The sequence below is a fragment of the Aeromonas sp. Y289-2 genome, from assembly GCF_027705925.1.
GTDB lineage: Bacteria > Pseudomonadota > Gammaproteobacteria > Enterobacterales > Aeromonadaceae > Aeromonas > Aeromonas veronii.
Genome location: NZ_JAPDCH010000020.1, coordinates 32,579 through 49,214, shown reverse-complemented (window position 1 = coordinate 49,214; position 16,636 = coordinate 32,579). Strand labels below are relative to the sequence as shown.

The window sequence follows — 16,636 nt, the reverse complement described above, 5'->3', positions numbered from 1 at the left end:
TTCATGTAGAACCTCCTGCGTTCAAGATACGAGAAAATTCTACTTATGAGCACCTCAGTTTTTCGGGGGGATTACCCTCCGACGAGGCAAGTGTTGCCAAATGGCAATATTAACCATGGCGCTGTGGAGAGAAAGCTCAACATTGGGATTTTCTGTGCAAGATCAATAAATTAATCAAATGTCACCCGCGATTGATGACGCGCCGAGATAGCGTGAACAACCATTCTTGAACTATCTCCATAGAATATTCATGGTCATATCTGGCTTGAACCAGCATAAAACTCTTTGTTATTGTCCGTGCCCCCTGCGGAAATAGCTTATTTATCTATAAATCAACAAGATAGCATTATGCGGTGGCGTCGTGGGGGCATCTGCTATCGGGAAGGAGAGTTATGAAGTCGCAGTTCAAAGTGGCGCTGGCCATGTTGGCCCTGTTCGTCGTCCAAGGCTGCACAGCCCCGGATTCATCCACCAAGCGCAATGCACCCGGCCCGGTGCTGACCGTGCATTACGAAAGCGCCCCCCTGATCCCCGTCACCATAGCTGGTGAGCAGTACCAGTTTTTGCTCGATACCGGGGCCAGTATCACCTTTATCGATCGTCGTCTGGCCAGCCGTTTCAAGGCGCTGACCTTAAGCGAATTGCCCAGGGCCTATCAGGCTGATTTTGCCACTGTGAACAGCGTTTCGAGCCAACTGGGCAGCGAGCAGCTGGGCTTTGTTGAGCCGCAGCCCTTCTCGGTGGGGTCGGTCACCATTGATGACAGCGATCTGTGGGCAACCGTTGATTTCGATCTCTTCTCCCAGTCTCTCGGCAGCCGTATCGATGGCATCCTCGGGATCGACACCATCCGCCGTTTCAACTGGGAGTTTGATCGCGACAAGCATCAACTCACTGCTTCGCTGACGGCACCGTCGGCTGCCACGTTCGAGAGTTGCATCGGCTATGAAGACAGCTACAACCGCTCCCCGGCAGTGTATCTGACCCATGGCGAGAGCAGCGTGCGCATGTATCTGGATACCGGGGCCGATCAGAGCTATGCCGACCATGCCTTTATCGACTTTATGGCGAGCCAGAAGGCGATCTCTGGCGAAGATGCGATGCCACGCAAAGGGGTGGACGCCAGCGGTATGGTGGAGGGGCGTGACCATATCCTCACCGGCCTGCACTTTGATGAGCGCCAGCTCGGTGAACTGCGCGTGTCGGAAAACAGCAATGAGCAGTATGGTCTGGGGCTGGATTTTGTTAACCGCTTCAATCGCTTTGCGATCATGCCCGGGCGGATGATGATCTGCTACGACGCCGACAGCCTGGCGCGCAAAGTGCCGCCAATCCTGCGCAATATCGGGGTGCGTTTTGATGGCGAGCATCTGCAGGTCTACTACAGCGACGAACGGGATCTTGCCCCCTATGGTCTGGCCAACGGCGACATTCTGGAGCAAATCAACGGGGTGGCTTACCGTCCCCTCGAGATCGACAAGGTGCGTGAACTGCTCAGCACCGGCAAGCCGGGGTCGCTCAAGTTGCGGATTGTGCGGGAAGGAAAACCGCTGGATATCGCCATCTAGTCAAGGTGGGGGCGGCAAGACGAGCCGCCCCCATGAGCCTCAGCCCTTGGTTGGATTTTCCATGCAGGTGAGGGTTGGTTGGCCGTAACGCTCCAGCGTGGCGTCGTCCCCTTTGGTGAAGAAGGTGAGGTTTTGCCCTTCATAACGGGCACCGCTGGCGCTGGGGGTTTCATAGGCGAGCACTTGTTGCTGCTTGTCGCCCTCGCTCAGGTTGATCACCGCGGCGGGCAGCTTGGCATCGTTATAGAAGTAGGTGGAGAGTGTGACGCTCTTGCCGCATTGGTAGTTGACCGGTGCCGGCACCATCAGCTGGCCGCCGCTGATCTGCAGTTCGGTGATCCGCAGCAGGTAGTTATCCTCCACACACTGGCGCAGATCCTGCCCCTTCCAGCAGTCGTTACGCCCCTTGATCCAGCCGCGCTGCATGGCGCGCTCTGTCTTGAGCTGTTCGGGAGAGAGCGCAGCAATCGCCTTGGGGTAGAGGGCCGCCAGTTCGTTATCAAGGGCGGCCAGTCCGGCATCCTTGCAGATCAGGGTTTCGACCGACCCGGAGGCTTTGGTGCAGTCAAAGGAGGGAGTTGTGGCGCTGGCCAGCAGAGGGGCAAACAGCAGGGTGGCAAACAAGGTCTTGTTCATCGATAGGTTCCAGCAATGAGGAGGGCATATCTGCCTACTACAGCACACTCTACAGGGCAATGCAGCAGGGGAGCCGAGCGCACTTGCACTGCTGAATGGCTGCCAAACGGAAAAACCCGACACTCCTCGCCGGAATGTCGGGTTTTTTGTGGCCGCGATAGAGGGGGGAGGCGGGTTGCCCGGTTGATCAGGCCAGCGCCAGTTGCTGACTGCGGGCGCGCCACAGCCGCTCGTGGAAGAAGAACACCGCTGTGTTGATGGCCGGTTCGATCATCGCCATCACGCCGCCGGTGAGCAGCTCGCCGCTCAGCAGGAAGGCCACCCCGAAGGCCACCGAGAAATGGACCACCGCGAAGCTGCTGGTCTTGGCCTGCAGGCTGTGCTTTGGTTTGAGCTTGTGCCAGCCAAGGTCATGAAAGTAGAAGGCGACCGTGTTGACTGCGGGCTCGATCAGGGCGATCAGGCTGGCGGTCAGCAGCTCACCGGTCAGCAGGTAAGCCACCGTAAAGGCGACACCGAAGTGCAGGATGGCAAAGCTGATGGTCTTTTTCATGATGGCGGCTCCCTCTGTTGATGATGAGAGTATCCGCCGAAATGAGATTAAATGAAAACTATTCTCATCTATTGCCAGAATAGAGAGAACCTATCAACGGGCGAGTGGCCGGTGTGGTTCAGCGGTTGCCAATCGCAGCCAAGGCGATAAAGTACAGGTTCTTCACACTTGCCCATGAAAAAGGATCTTTCATGAATATCAATGCCACCCTGCTTGGCCAGTTCATTGCGTTGCTGATGGTCATTGTCGGCCTCATCGCCTGGCGACTGGCGCGCCGCAAGAGCGAGCATCCGGCGCTGATCACTGTTATCTGCTCCCTACTCTGTCTGTTTCCGCCCTTTGGCCTGCTGGCCCTGTTGTTGGTTGCGCTGAAACAGGATCTGCCCGCCCGCTCATAGGGCGCGCGGGTTCAGGCTGCCGCATACACCGGCTGCACCAATAGAAAAAGCCCCGTGATGGGGCTTTTGCTTTTGAACCCGGTGAGCGCCGTAGGGACGGGGGATTAATCCTCGGCCTTGTTGAGCCACTCCACCTTGTACTGGGCGCCGGCGCCCTGCGCCAGCTTGGCACACAGCGGTTTGAGGAAGGCTTCAATCTGCTCGTCCAGCATCCAGGGCGGGCTGATGATCAGCATGCCTGAGCCGTTCATGCCCCAGTCGGCAGTCTGCCCGGCCACTTCCAGTTCGGCCACCAGCACGTTACCGAAGTTTTCCCGCTTGATGGCGCGAAGCATATCGCGGGATTTGTCCGCCTCTTGCCCGAGGATCGGATACCAGAGGGCGTAGATGCCGGTCGCCCAGCGCTTCTGCGCCTTTTTCAGGGTATCGACCACGGCGAAGTAATCTTCTTTGAGCTCATAAGGTGGGTCGATCAGCACCAGCCCGCGGCGCGGGGTCGGCGGCAGCAGGGCGATCAGCCCCTCGAAGCCGTCACGGTGGTGCACGGCCACGCGCGGGTCATAGCCCATGTTGGCGCGCAGATCTTCGACCTCGTTGTTGTGCAGCTCCATCAGCGCCAGCTTGTCCTGCTCGCGGGTGAGGCGGCGGGAGAGCTCCGGCGAGCCGGGGTAGTAGTGCAGCTCACCGTTCTGGTTCATCTCCTCAATGACACCCAGATAGGGGGCCATGGCAGACCACTGGGCCCGCTCGTCCCACAGGCGGCCGATGCCATCGGCATACTCGGCCTTCTTCCGGGACCAGTCGCCGCGCAGGTCGTAGAGACCGCCACCGGCATGGGTGTCCAGCACGATGAAGGGTTTCTCCTTCTTCTTGAGGGACTCGATGATCAGGGCCTGAACGGCATGTTTCAGCACGTCGGCATGGTTGCCGGCGTGAAAGGCGTGGCGGTAGCTCAGCATATTAGATCTCTGAGGGGGCCCTGCTGGGCACCCAGTAACGATAGATAGTTCAACAAATTGCGGCTGTTGCCGCGAAACAGGGAGAGGCTGCGCAGGGTCTGCAACAGGACGCCCTGTTGCAGCCGCTCCAGCTCCAGTTCGTGGGCCAGCATCGATTGATACTCCTGCTCATCGAGCCGCGCCTTGACGCTCTGGCGCAGGGCGCGCCACGGGGTCAGCACCGCCTCGGTCTGCACCAGCGCCGGTTGCAGGTCGGTGAGATCAACCACGATGCCGAGTTGATCGAGCCGGTGCAGCAGCAGCGCCAGATTGACGTTGCCCCCCAGCTCCTGCACGGTGAGCCAATCCTGGCTGCGCTCACCATAGACCTTGCCGCTCCAGTGCCAGAAGCCGATCGGGGTCGGCAATTCGTGGACCGCGACCCGCTCGCTGGCCATCAGCGGTTCGTCACGCAAAGAAGGCTTGCTCCATGGTTTCCAGCTCTTCGGAGAGGCTCATCCACTCCAGCTCAACTTCTTCCAACTGCTCCTTGAGGGGGCCCTGGGATTTGAGCAGCTCGGAGAGCTTGGTTTTAGCGCTCTCTTCATAGATAGCGGGGTCGGCCAGCTGGCTCTCGATGTCGCCGAGCTTGCCTTGCAGCTTCTCCATGCTCGCTTCGAGCTTTTCCAGCTTCTGGCGCAGGGGACGGGTTTGTTGGCGGAACTCCGCCTCGCGCCGCTTCTGATCCTTGCGCGCTACCGCCGAGTTGGCAGAGACGGGGCCATCGGCCGGTTTGGCGTTGGCCTCTTTCTCCTGCTCGCCGAGCCACTTGTGGTAGTCGTCCAGATCGCCGTCGAACGGCTCGACCCGGCCACCGTGCACCAGATAGAAGTCATCTGTGGTGGTGCGCAGCAGGTGACGGTCGTGGGAGACCACTACCATGGCCCCTTCGAAGCCTTGCAGCGCCATGGTGAGGGCGTGGCGCATCTCCAGATCCAGGTGGTTGGTCGGTTCATCCAGCAGCAGGAGGTTCGGCTTTTGCCAGGTGATCAGCGCCAGCACCAGCCGCGCTTTTTCGCCGCCGGAGAAGGGGGCTACCTTGTCGAGCGCCTTGTCACCGTGAAAACCGAAGCTGCCCAGATAGTTGCGCAGCTCCTGCTCGGTCTTGTCCGGCGCGAGGCGGGCCAGATGATCGAGGGGGGAGTCGTCGAGACGCAGGGTCTCCAGCTGATGCTGGGCAAAGTAACCTATGCTCACCCCGGCGCTCACTTCGAGCTTGCCGGAGAGCGGCGGGTTGGAGCCCGACAGCATCTTGATAAAGGTCGATTTACCGGCGCCGTTGCGACCGAGCAGACCGATGCGCGAACCCGGTACCAGATTGAGTTTGATCTTCTCCAGGATCACCTTGTCGCCGTAACCGGCAGAGAGGTTCTCCATGGCGATCAGCGGTGTCGGCAGGGCCGACGGCTCGCGAAACTCGAAGCTGAATTCCGAGTCGGCGTGGGCGGGCAGGATCTTCTCCATCCGCTCCATGGCTTTCAGGCGGCTCTGGGCCTGACGGGCCTTGGAGGCCTTGTAGCGGAAGCGGTCCACATACGCCTGCATGTGGGACATCTCCCGCTGCTGCTTCTCGTACATGGACTGCTGCTGGGCCAGCTGTTCGGCGCGCTGCAGTTCGAAGTCGGAGTAGCCGCCGGTGTATTCGTTGAGCTTGCCGTTCTCGATATGGATGATGCGGCTGATGGCCGAATCGAGGAAATCGCGGTCGTGAGAGATGAGCACCAGCGTGCCCTGATAGCCCTTGAGCCACTTCTCCAGCCAGATGACGGCATCGAGATCCAGGTGGTTGGTCGGTTCATCGAGCAGCAGCAGATCGGAGCGGCAGAGCAGCGCCTGGGCGAGGTTCAGACGCATGCGCCAGCCACCGGAGAAGCTGCGCACCGGCGAGCTCAGCTGCTCGTCGCTGAAACCGAGGCCGTGCAGCAGCTCGGCGGCGCGGGCGCGAATGCTGTAGGCGCCTATGGTATCGAGGCGACCGTGCAGCTCGGCCACCAGCAGACCATTGTCATCCTGCTCGGCTTGCTCCAGCTGAGCTTCCAGCGAGCGAAACTCCTTGTCGCCGTCGATCACATACTCGAGCGCGGAGCAGTCGAGCGCCGGAGTCTCCTGCGCGACGCCTGCAATCTGCCAGCCAGCGGGCAGGCTGAAGGTGCCGCTGTCGATGGCCAGCTCGCCCCGTACCAGTGCAAAAAAGGTGGACTTGCCACAGCCGTTTTTGCCCACCAGACCCACTTTGTGGCCGGGGTGAATGGTGGCGGAGGCGTTGTCCAGCAGCTTGCGGCCGCCGCGGATCAGTTCGATTTGACTGGCAACTATCATGGGTGGGATCTGCTTGCTCAAAATGGAGGAGAAAAACTGGCGCGGATCTTACGTGAAATGACGCTGATTTGCACTGTAGCGAAGGGCTGGCCACTGGCTGGCGCTGCAAAAACATGCCATAACAGAGAAACCAGTTTGGTTACGGGAGGTTAGCATGCATATCAGGGATATTATGACGACCCGGGTCGCCACCGTTTCAATGGATGATCGACTCAGTGTCATCAAGGATATCTTCGAGCAGGCTCACTTTCGCCACCTGCTGGTACTGGAGGAGGGGGAGCTGGTGGGGGTCATCTCGGATCGGGATCTGTTCCGCGCTATCAGCCCCTATCTCGACTCCGAAGCCGAGATGAGCCGTGATACCGAAACCCTCACCAAGCGGGCCCACCAGATCATGAGCCGTCACCCCGTTACTATCGCTCCCCATCTCACCGTGCGCGACGGCGTCAAGCTGATGCTGGAGAAGGGGGTCTCCTGCCTACCGGTGCTGGAGAATGGCGCATTGGTCGGCATCATCAGCTGGAAAGATTTTCTCAAGGCGGCGCTGGAGAGTGACGCGCTGGTTTGAGTCTGGCACTAAGCACCATCAGCTGACAGAGAACAAATAGAGAGAGGGGAGCCTTGGCTCCCCTCTCTCTATATTGGCTTTGCCGACAATGCCGGTTTGCACACTGCTTGCATCATCATGGCTCGGGCTGCCCTGCGACAAGGCAGGAGGGGCCGCTGCCGGAGAGGTGCGGCTGAAGATGGGTGCGGATCTCCTGCAGGGTGCGCTGGTACTGCCGGGCATGTTGATCGAGAAACGCGGGGCTGTGCTTGAGACGCCGCTCCAGGGTATCGACCAGCAGTGCTACCCTGGGGGCGGCCATACCCGCAGGCCAGCAGTGTTGCAGCAGCTCCAGCAGTTGCCAGGCATCGCCCGGCAGGGCGGGGAACTCCTCCAGCAGTTGCAAGCCCGCTTGCAGGGCTGTCTGATACTGGCTGGCCTGCATCGCCTTGTGGCGCAGCTGGCGCAGTTCGTTCAGCCGTTGTTCTCTCGCCGTCAGACGCTGGCCCAGCTCGGCCATCAGATGATGGAACAGCTGGCGGGTGAGCGGGTGGGGCGCAACCCTGACGCGGTATTGGGTCAGCTGGGTCAGGTAGCGCTGGGCGTGGTGGGGCAAACCGCAGAACTGGCTGACAGCAAAGCCGAGCAGCAGGGTGAGGTGGTTGTCGCTCCCCTCATCCGGCTGGTGGTGGGCAATCAGGATCAGCGCTTCGTCGAAGCGGTAATCCAGCCCCAGCATCAACGCCTGCAGCAGCTCATATTCGTGGGGCTGCAGGTGGACGGTGCGCTTGAGATGCTCCCACTCCTGTTGCAGGGAGCGGATCCGGTTGCTGGAGGGGGCGTGCCACAGCACCGCCAGACTGGCATTGAGCATGAAGCTGTCGATGGCGAGCCGGACGCGCTGCTCGCTGAAATGGCGCAGGGTCAGGCTGTTGGCCTGCTCCAGCACCTTCTCCTCATCTTGCAGCACCAGCCCGAGCAACATCGCCAGCTGATGCCAGCGTGGCTGATGGGGGCGGATCTGCAGCAGCTCTCTCATGGTCTCCCAGGCCGCCAGCCAGTAATGCTGATGCAGCTGGCTGGCGAGTTGCAGCTCCAGCCGGGTGGCCATCGAGACACTAGCTTGATGGCGCTGCAAGTCGGTCTGGGCGCTCTGCAATTTGCCGAGCCCCAGCATGGCGTAGAAGAGCCCGGCCCTTGGCCAGCTCGCCTGATATTCGTTGGCACAGAGGGCATAGTGCTGGGCGGCAGTGATTCGCTCGGCTGATTGCAGCAGCAGATAGCCCTTGAGTCGATCCAGCCAGGGGGTCAGTGAGCGATTCTCCCGTTGAAACAGCAGGTCCTCACAGAGGGCGGTAGCCAGTTGCCACTCCCGCAGCAGAATGGGGGCGGCCAGCGTGCGGGTCAGGTTGCTTAACTTCACCAGCTGGCCGAGCACTGCGGTGAGCTGCTGGGTCATGAAGGGGAGGGGCAGATAGAGGGAGAAGTAGAGATCCGAGGGGAGAAACTCCTGCTCGCTCTGATCGGCATCGAGCAGCAGCAATACGCAACCGGGTTGCAGCAGGCCGAGATAGTGCGCTTCGTGCAGCAGCCGGGCTCCGTCAAGATCCTGCTGCTTGTCCTGCTGACAGATGATGGCGTCGAAGGCGTGCTGTTGCAGCAGGGCCAGCAGGCCACTGCGCTCGTGGTTTGGATGGCTGTGGTAGTGGATCCGGTCGGCGGGCACCCCCTGTTCGGTCAGTTCCCGGGTGATGGCGCTACGGAGCAGGGGATCCTCTTCGAGCAGCAGTATCGTCATGCAGGTACTTCCTGTGAGCAAACCATTAGGTTGATTATGGTAGACCCAAGAGGAACATAGGCACAGCACTCGCTGAGTGAAAAGCTGACAGTAGCCAGCAGGGTGCTGGAGGGCGCACTATGGGCTGTTATTTCAATCGGTTATGCCATCTATCAGGGCTGCAACCTGTTATTGCCGAGGGCGGATCTGCGCCCCGAAGGGGCAATCGCTCTGGCGGATCAGCCGCGACCCCTTGCCCTGTTCCCCCAGCCAGCTCAATTCCAGTTTGCCGAGGCGGCCCAGATGACGCAGCTCGAACTCGTAGCGCTGGCAGAGGTTGTCCTGGGGCAGACTCGCCATCCCCGCTGGCAGTCGGTATTGATAGCGCAGGAGTGGCCCATCCTCCAGCTTGCTGGTCACCGGCACCAGCCCCTCTGGGGTGGGCTGCGGCGCCCCGAGTGCACGGCGCAAACTGAGCGGCGCATCGATCGCCTTTTGATAGTGCAAGCCGTTCATGGCCGCCAGCTCCTCTTCCAGTCGTTGCAACTCCCCTTCCAATCCATTGAGCGCGGCCCCCAGCTGCTGGTGGGTCGTTGACGAGGCGCAGCCACCCAACAACAGGGTGGCAAGCAGCAGGGTGGCTCTGATGGGGGGCACGGCATCTCCTTGGCTATGACGATGAAGCGTGAAGGTCAACTCGGCTGGCCCTGACTATAGCAGGGGGTTGCTGGGGGGCGTCCCCTGCAGCAGTTGGGCCAGACGAGCCAGCCCTTCGCCGACCCGGGCGTCGGTGGCGGGTTGGCTCAGGCTCAGGCGCACCCCTTGCGGAGCGGCAAACTGACCGGCGGCGAAGTGTTCCCCGCTCGCCACGCCAACGTCAAGGGCGTCGGCGGCGGCAGCAAACTGCTGGCTGCGCCAGGGCTCAGGCAGCGGCAGCCAGGCGTGCATGCTGCCAGGCTGCCAGCGGGCGGCAGGCAGCAGGTGGCGCAGCAGTTCGCCACGGCGCTTGAGGATCTCCCGCTGCTGCTCGACCAGCGGCATGATCTGGCGCTGACTGACCATTTTGCAGGCCAGTTCGATCAGCAGCGGACTCACCATCCAGCTCGACAGCCGCATTGTCTGGGCGAAGGCGCTGCGCAGGGCAGGAGGCGTCAGCACGAAGCCCACCCGCAGACCGCCGCAGGCGATCTTGGCCAGACTGCCCAGATAGATGACCCGCTCCGGCGCCAGATTGACCAGAGGGATCACAGGTTGCTGGGGCAGCAGGCCGTTGACGTCATCCTCGATGATCAGCAGATCGTGGCGACGGGCGATGGCGACGATGGCCTCCCGCCGCGCCAGACTCATGATGGCGGTGGTGGGGTTTTGCAGGGTCGGGGTGAGGTAGAGCAGCTTGGCCCGGCGGGTACGGCAGGCGGCGTCCAGAGCCTCGGGCAGTAGCCCCTCCTCGTCCATCGCGAGCCCCACCACCTGATTCTTCAGCTGGCGAGCGTTACCCAGCATACCGGGGTAGCTCAGCCCCTCGCACAGGATGGTCTCCCCCACGCAATTGGTAGCCAGCAGCGCCAGCATGATGCCGTGCTGGGCGCCGTGGCTGAACAGCAGGCGATCCTCACTGCAGGCCACTCCTTGCTCCGCCAACCAGTTGACGAACTGCTGGCGCTGATCCGGCCGTCCCGCCTCCTTGTCGTAGCCGAGCAGGGCGTTGAGATCCCCGTCCGCCACTTCCCCCAGCATGGGGCGAATGATGGCCGCCCGATCCAGCTGCACCGGCAGGTTCTGCCACAGCTCGATGCGGTGCCCTTCCTCCTGGCGGATCACCCACTCATTGGCGGGATCCGTGTTCGCTCCCTTGACCCAGGTGCCGTGGCCCACCCGGGCGGCTAGCAGGCCGCGCCGCTCCGCCTCGCTGTAGGCGCGGGTGACGGTGCCGACGGTGACACCCAGACGATCCGCCAGGGATCTGTGGGTAGGCAACCGGGTCTGCGGTGGCAGCTCGCCATTCGCGATCCCCTGTTCGATCGCTTTGACCAGCTTGAGGTAGAGGGGGCCATCGAAGGCCGTAAGGTCGGGCGTCCAGATTGTCATGGTGACAATAAATCCATTGATCAAAATTTGTTGTCAATATAGCGTGAATTTCAACCTGATAACAACCAAATAGCACGCATTGTATCGATACAATGTGGCAGACAAGGAGTCACAATATGACGATGGAGTGGTATGTCACCCTGTTCGGTTTTGCCGTACTCACCTGCGGTACGCCGGGGCCCAACAACCTGATGCTGACGGCCTCCGGCGCCAACTTCGGGGTGCGTCGCACCCTGCCACATCTGCTCGGGGTGGGGCTGGGGCAGCCGGTGTTGCAGCTGGTGCTGGCGCTGGGGCTCTATCCGCTGTTCGAGCGCTGGCCCCTGCTGCGGCTCGGTTTGCAGATCTTTGGTAGCCTCTATCTGCTCTGGCTGGCGTGGCGTATCGCGGTGGCCGGGGCGCCGGGGGATCCGGCCAGGAAGGCCCGTCCGCTAACCATGCTGGAGGGGCTGGGCTTTCAGTTCCTCAATCCCAAGGCGTGGATGATGGGGATCTCCGCCATCAGTCTGTTCAGTCTGCCCGGCGCCAGTTACTGGTCGAGTCAGCTGGCGGTGATGGTCATGTTTGTGCTGGTGGCCCTGCCGGTCTGCTTTGTCTGGGTGCTGTTCGGCCATCAGCTGAGCAACTGGATCAGCTCGGATCGGGGCTGGCGGCGACTCAACGGTTCCCTCGGTCTGCTGACGGCGCTCTGCGTGGTGATGCTCTGGTATTGAGCCGTGCTGCGCCGATGGGGGAGCTGGCCGAGAAAGAGGCATTTCTGACTTGTCGCCACGGGGTTGGCTCTGCATATTAGAAGGCTTTCCCCATAACGGGGGCGTTGCATCGACAAGAGGTTGAGATGGATCTGAACTGGTTACTGCCCCTGGCGGGGTTTGCCCTGGTTACCTGCGGCACGCCGGGGCCCAACAATATGTTGCTCACCAGCGCCGGGGCGGCGCAGGGTTTTCGCCGCACGATTCCCCTGCTGGTTGGGGTGGTCGGGGGGATCAATCTGATGATCCTCGCTACCGCGCTGGGGCTTGGCGTGGTGTTCGAGAAGGTGCCGCTGCTGCACGATGGCCTCAAGCTTATCGGCTCGGCCTATCTGCTCTGGCTGGCGTGGAAGGTGGCGACCGCCAGCGGCCCGGCCGAGGGCAACCGGCCGCTCATTCCCGCTCATCAGGGGGCCATGCTGCAACTGCTCAATCCCAAGGCATGGATGATGGCGCTCTCCGCCATCAGCGGTTTCACTCTGGCGGGGGAGGCTTACTGGCCCTCTGCGCTCTGGGTGCTGGTGATCTTCTTTATTACTGGCCTCTACACCGGGGCGTTCTGGGTGCTTTTTGGTGCCCAGGTGCGGCAAATCATTCGCACCGCCCGGGGTTGGCGGCGTTTCAATCTGGGCATGGGGCTGGCGACGGCCGCCTGTGTCGGGATGATCTGGATTTAGTCCGGGGTTGACCCGGGCCTTTACCGGCTGTCTTGTTGGCCCTGCGGGGCCTTTTTTATCTCGCCCGCGTGACCTTGCCTGCAAGGTAGCGTGGTTCTGCCCTCCCTTGGGGTGAAAGGAGTTCCTATGAAATGTATCGGTCTGCTGGGTGGCATGAGCTGGGAGTCCACCGTCAGTTACTATCAGGCGCTCAACCGCGGGGTGCGCGCACAGCTCGGCGGTTTGCACTCGGCGCGGGTGCTGCTCAACAGCGTCGACTTTGCCGGTATCGAGCGGTTGCAGCATGCCGGTGACTGGCCCGCTACCGCCCGTCTGCTGGCGGCGGAGGCGCGCAAGTTGCAGGATGGCGGCGCCGATTTCTTGCTGATCGGCACCAACACCATGCACAAGGTGGCCCCCGAGATTGAGGCCGCCATCGATATCCCGCTGCTCCATATCGCCGATGCCACCGCGGCCAAATTGCGGGCGGACGGGATAACCCGGGTCGGCCTGCTCGGCACCCGCTTCACCATGGAGCAGGATTTTTACAAGGGGCGCTTGCAGGAGCGCTTCGGGTTGGCGGTGCTGGTACCCGATGAGGCCGGGCGGGAGCGTGTACACAGGATCATCTATGACGAGCTCTGTCTGGGGGAGATCCGTGCATCGTCGCGGGCCGAGTATCTGGCCATTATCGAGGGGCTGGCGGCCGCGGGTGCCGAGGCGGTGATCCTCGGTTGTACCGAGATTGCCCTGCTGGTGGGCGATGCCCGAGCTGCCGTGCCGCTCTACGACACCACTGCCATCCATGCCGAAGCGGCGGTCGCGCTGGCACTGGCATCCGATTAATAAACTGGTCAGATCTCACTATTCATGCTTGTCTCATACCCCTTGCCATAAAAGCGTGTAAAATTGCGCCCTGAATTTTCCCCGGCCAACGCGGGTTGGCTGCGGTTTCCTAGCATGCAAGGCTGACATTGTGACTGAAGTAGATAGATTCGCGGATATTCGCCCCTACCGCGATGAAGAAGTGCCGGCAGCCATCGAACGGCTGATCCAGGATGATGAATTTATCGGCGCCATCGCCAAGTATCGTTTCGGTTCCCTGATGAGCTGGCTGGGTTGGGCCATCCGCCCGATGATCCGCCTGTTCCTGCGCCGCAAATGGTCAAAAGTGACCACTGTGCATCAGGTCCAGATGGGGGTCACCCGGTACATGTCCCGCATGATCGCCACCTCCACCAAGGGGGTGACCTTCTCCGGGATCGAGCATCTGAAGAAAGAGCAGGGCTATCTGTTTGTCTCCAACCACAGAGACATCGCCATGGACCCGGCGTTCGTCAACTGGGGGCTGCACACCCACGGTTTCGATACCGTGCGCATCGCCATCGGTGACAACCTGCTGCGCAAACCCTGCGCCACCGAGCTGATGAAGCTCAACAAGAGCTTTATCGTCAAACGCTCCGCCAAGGGGCCGCGAGAGATGATGAAGGCGCTCGGCGAGCTGTCTGCCTATATTGGCAACTCGGTCCACGAAGGTCACTCCATCTGGATTGCCCAGAAGGAAGGGCGCGCCAAGAATGGCGATGACAAGACAGATCCCGCCATTCTCAAGATGTTCTACGTCGACGGCAAGAAGCAGAAGATCGACTTCGTCGACTACATGCGCAGCCTCAATATCGTGCCGGTCAGCATCAGCTACGAGCTGGACCCGACCGACAAGGCGAAGGCGCGCGAGCTCTACGAGAAGTCGGTCAACGGCAGCTACGAGAAGGGTGAGTTCGAGGATATCGAGAGTATCGTCGCCGGTATCGTCGGCATGAAGGGGCGGGTACACGTCTCCTTCGGCGCGCCGATCACCGAGGGCTTCAGCGATCCGGACGAACTGGCCGCGCTGATCGACAAGGCGATCTGGAGCAGTTACCACCTGTTCCCCAGCAACTATCTGGCGGCAGATGTCTCCGGCAAGGCCAATACCATCGAGCAGGCGGCCTTCCTGACCCGTCAGTCAGAGGTGCCGGAAGAGCACAAGGCGATCTGGCGAGCCATGTACGCAAAACCGGTGGAAAACGCCAAAAAGGCTTGAATGAAACCGGTTGTTAAACGGTTTTGCGAAAAAAACGGGCGCTGATGCGCCCGTTTTTGCGTCTGGTCAAAGTCGAGGGGGAAAGGGTGGTGAATAATATGGTTTCAGCTGGTACGATCACTATGAAAATGGGATTATGTCTCTTGGCAAGGTGCTGACGAGTGTGTAACAGTGCCCATATAGTTGAACATGAGCAAAAGCTCTAAACCGGTTTGCACGGATTGCAGACGGCATTATTGAAGGACCTGTCACAGGTCCTTTTTCATTGGCTGGCAAAGATGCCGCCCAGATATACCTAACAGGAAACAGACGCCATGATCACCGGTAGCCTGAACACCCTGCAGCGAACGCCGCTGCCCGCCCCGCTGGCCCGCATCATGGCCGAGGTGGTGAAGAGCGTGGCTCACTGGGGTGACGCTCCGCTCGGCAAGACCGAGATCGATGGTCTCAACCTGTTCTGTCTGGTGAGCGAGGATCTGACCGAGCCAGCCGCGGATCGCCGTGGCGAATTCCATCAGCAGTATCTCGATATCCAGTTGCTGCTGCGCGGTGAAGAGTGGATAGGTGTGGGCCCCCACGACTACGTGAGCGACGGCGCCGACCATCCCCATCCCGACCTCTGGTTTGTCGAGGACGAGCAGACCAGCTATCTGGCGCTGCAACCGGGCGATTTCGCCATCTTCTGGCCGGGCGAGCTGCACCGCCCGCTCTGTACCTTCAACCAGCCCGCCAGGGTGAAGAAGCTGGTTGTCAAGGTACACAAGGATCTGCTGGCTATCGCCTGAGTACTCCCATTGAGGCGAGCCCTGCGCAGCTGATGCGTTGAGACTCGCAAGCATTGAAACCAGTGATACGCACCACAAGTTGCGATCACTCTTTCAAGAGCAAGAATTGAAAAATTGGACGCACCCTCCTGCGACCATAAGCCCCCGGCAGGGGAATCCCATCCTCTTTTGGATGACACGACACTGTCGGCATAAAGCCGAAGCACAGGAAGATGTAGAAAATGAGCAAGTTGGTATTGATCCTTAACTGCGGTAGCTCTTCCCTGAAATTTGCCGTAATGGACGCCGAAACAGGTGAGGACATGCTGTCCGGCCTGGCCGAATGCTTCAATCTGGATGATGCACGTATCAAATGGAAACTCCACGGGGTCAAGGGCGAAGCCATGCTGGGAGCGGGTGCCGCTCACCAGGAGGCCCTCGACCATATCGTGGGTCACATCCTGCCGCAGGATCCGACTCTTGCCGAGCAACTGGTGGCCATCGGTCACCGAATCGTACACGGTGGCGAGCAGTTCTCCCGCTCCGTGCGTATCGATGACGGCGTGATCGCCGGTATCGAAGCCGCCATTCCGTTCGCCCCGCTGCACAACCCGGCGCACCTCATCGGTATTCGCGCCGCGCTGAAAGTGTTCCCGCAGCTGTCCGAGAAGAACGTGGCCGTCTTCGACACCGCCTTCCACCAGACCCTGCCGCAAGAGGCCTACCTCTATGCGCTGCCGCACAAGCTCTACCGCGAACACGGCATCCGTCGTTACGGTGCCCACGGTACTTCTCACCGCTACATCGCGGAAGAAGCGGCAAAAGAGCTGGGCAAGCAGTTGAATGAACTGAACATCATCAACTGCCACCTGGGTAACGGTGCCTCTGTCTGCGCCATCAAGAACGGCGAATCCGTTGACACCTCCATGGGGCTGACTCCGCTGGAAGGTCTGGCGATGGGTACCCGCTCCGGTGATATCGATCCGGCCGTGGTCTTCTTCATGCACGACCAGCTCGGTTACAGCGTGGAGCAGATCAACCACACCCTGACCCGTGAGTCCGGTCTGCTGGGGATGACCGAAGTGAGCAGCGATTGCCGCTACGTCACCACCAACTACGCTACCGACGCCGGTGCCAAGCGTGCGCTGGATGTCTTCACTTACCGTGTGGCCAAGTATGTCGGCGCCTATGCCGCTGCGATGGACGGTCGTCTGGACGCCGTGGTCTTTACCGGTGGTATCGGTGAGAACGCCGCCATGGTGCGCGAGATGGTGCTGAACCGTCTGGCGCTGTTCGGCTTCAAGGTGGACAAAGAGGCCAACAACGCCGCGGTACTGGGTGGCGAAGGTCGCATCACCACCGCCGACAGCCGTTGCGCCATGGTGATCCCGACCAACGAAGAACTGGTCATCGCCCGCGATGCCCTGAGCCTGGTCTGCTAAGTCAGCCTCGCTTTGAAACAACGCCCGGCCTGTGCCGGGCGTTGTCATTTCTGGC

Annotated in this window: 17 protein-coding genes; 9 read left to right on the top strand and 8 right to left on the bottom strand. The window is 60.8% G+C overall.

The genetic code is table 11. The annotated features are described in order from the left end of the window. Positions 1-392 precede the first annotated feature (392 nt). A complete protein-coding gene (locus OKC43_RS20160) occupies positions 393-1,568 on the top strand; it encodes a retropepsin-like aspartic protease (RefSeq protein ID WP_236272242.1) in 1,176 nt (391 codons plus the stop codon). Positions 1,569-1,607: 39 nt separating this feature from the next. Here the strand turns inward: OKC43_RS20160 and OKC43_RS20155 are convergent, their stop codons facing one another. Continuing rightward, positions 1,608-2,204 (bottom strand): MliC family protein, encoded by a 597-nt coding sequence (locus OKC43_RS20155; protein ID WP_236272241.1) that lies wholly within the window; start codon positions 2,202-2,204, stop codon positions 1,608-1,610. 187 nt (positions 2,205-2,391) lie between these two features. Continuing rightward, positions 2,392-2,757, bottom strand: coding sequence for a DUF2061 domain-containing protein (locus OKC43_RS20150; protein WP_236272240.1), 366 nt, complete (start codon positions 2,755-2,757; stop codon positions 2,392-2,394). 191 nt (positions 2,758-2,948) lie between these two features. Here OKC43_RS20150 and OKC43_RS20145 point away from each other — a divergent pair, with 191 nt between their 5' ends. Then, complete coding sequence (locus tag OKC43_RS20145; RefSeq protein WP_236272239.1) at positions 2,949-3,155, top strand: hypothetical protein; 207 nt, start codon at positions 2,949-2,951, stop codon at positions 3,153-3,155. Between the two features lie 104 nt (positions 3,156-3,259). On the opposite strand, the gene OKC43_RS20140 is transcribed toward OKC43_RS20145, so the two are convergent. The 3 genes from OKC43_RS20140 to OKC43_RS20130 are packed head-to-tail and all read right to left on the bottom strand — an operon-like array spanning position 3,260 to position 6,472. Then, the gene (locus OKC43_RS20140) at positions 3,260-4,114 is read right to left on the bottom strand and encodes a 23S rRNA (adenine(2030)-N(6))-methyltransferase RlmJ (RefSeq protein WP_236272238.1); all 855 of its coding nucleotides are present in this window, start codon (positions 4,112-4,114) and stop codon (positions 3,260-3,262) included. Further along, positions 4,108-4,569, bottom strand: coding sequence for a DUF2390 domain-containing protein (locus tag OKC43_RS20135; RefSeq protein ID WP_236272237.1), 462 nt, complete (start codon positions 4,567-4,569; stop codon positions 4,108-4,110). The genes OKC43_RS20140 and OKC43_RS20135 overlap by 7 nt, the downstream gene beginning before the upstream one ends. Then, positions 4,562-6,472 (bottom strand): ABC transporter ATP-binding protein, encoded by a 1,911-nt coding sequence (locus tag OKC43_RS20130; RefSeq protein WP_236272236.1) that lies wholly within the window; start codon positions 6,470-6,472, stop codon positions 4,562-4,564. Before OKC43_RS20130 ends, OKC43_RS20135 begins: the two co-directional genes overlap by 8 nt. Before the next feature lie 154 nt (positions 6,473-6,626). Here OKC43_RS20130 and OKC43_RS20125 point away from each other — a divergent pair, with 154 nt between their 5' ends. Further along, positions 6,627-7,040 (top strand): CBS domain-containing protein, encoded by a 414-nt coding sequence (locus OKC43_RS20125; RefSeq protein WP_021229522.1) that lies wholly within the window; start codon positions 6,627-6,629, stop codon positions 7,038-7,040. Between the two features lie 115 nt (positions 7,041-7,155). Here the strand turns inward: OKC43_RS20125 and OKC43_RS20120 are convergent, their stop codons facing one another. The 3 genes from OKC43_RS20120 to OKC43_RS20110 form a co-directional block, all read right to left on the bottom strand. Further along, complete coding sequence (locus OKC43_RS20120) at positions 7,156-8,817, bottom strand: hypothetical protein (protein WP_236272235.1); 1,662 nt, start codon at positions 8,815-8,817, stop codon at positions 7,156-7,158. Positions 8,818-8,985: 168 nt separating this feature from the next. Further along, entirely contained in the window at positions 8,986-9,453 is a 468-nt protein-coding gene (locus tag OKC43_RS20115; RefSeq protein ID WP_236272234.1) for a hypothetical protein, read from the bottom strand. Positions 9,454-9,507: 54 nt separating this feature from the next. After that, entirely contained in the window at positions 9,508-10,884 is a 1,377-nt protein-coding gene (locus tag OKC43_RS20110) for an aminotransferase-like domain-containing protein (RefSeq protein ID WP_236272233.1), read from the bottom strand. Between the two features lie 116 nt (positions 10,885-11,000). Between OKC43_RS20110 and OKC43_RS20105 the strand changes: the two genes are divergently transcribed. The 6 genes from OKC43_RS20105 (at position 11,001) to OKC43_RS20080 (ending at position 16,581) form a co-directional block, all read left to right on the top strand. After that, positions 11,001-11,597, top strand: a complete 597-nt coding sequence (locus OKC43_RS20105) for a LysE family translocator (RefSeq protein ID WP_115523076.1) — start codon at positions 11,001-11,003, stop codon at positions 11,595-11,597. A 125-nt stretch (positions 11,598-11,722) separates the two neighbouring features. Beyond that, positions 11,723-12,313, top strand: coding sequence for a LysE family translocator (locus OKC43_RS20100; protein ID WP_005335534.1), 591 nt, complete (start codon positions 11,723-11,725; stop codon positions 12,311-12,313). 126 nt (positions 12,314-12,439) lie between these two features. Then, entirely contained in the window at positions 12,440-13,138 is a 699-nt protein-coding gene (locus OKC43_RS20095; RefSeq protein ID WP_159144311.1) for an aspartate/glutamate racemase family protein, read from the top strand. A gap of 130 nt (positions 13,139-13,268) precedes the next feature. Further along, complete coding sequence (locus OKC43_RS20090) at positions 13,269-14,375, top strand: 1-acyl-sn-glycerol-3-phosphate acyltransferase (protein ID WP_005362790.1); 1,107 nt, start codon at positions 13,269-13,271, stop codon at positions 14,373-14,375. Between the two features lie 314 nt (positions 14,376-14,689). Beyond that, positions 14,690-15,160, top strand: coding sequence for a YhcH/YjgK/YiaL family protein (locus OKC43_RS20085; protein WP_157162005.1), 471 nt, complete (start codon positions 14,690-14,692; stop codon positions 15,158-15,160). 221 nt (positions 15,161-15,381) lie between these two features. Continuing rightward, positions 15,382-16,581 carry an acetate kinase gene (locus tag OKC43_RS20080; RefSeq protein ID WP_236272232.1) on the top strand — a complete coding sequence of 400 codons (1,200 nt, stop codon included), beginning with the start codon at positions 15,382-15,384 and terminating at the stop codon, positions 16,579-16,581. Positions 16,582-16,636 lie beyond the last annotated feature (55 nt).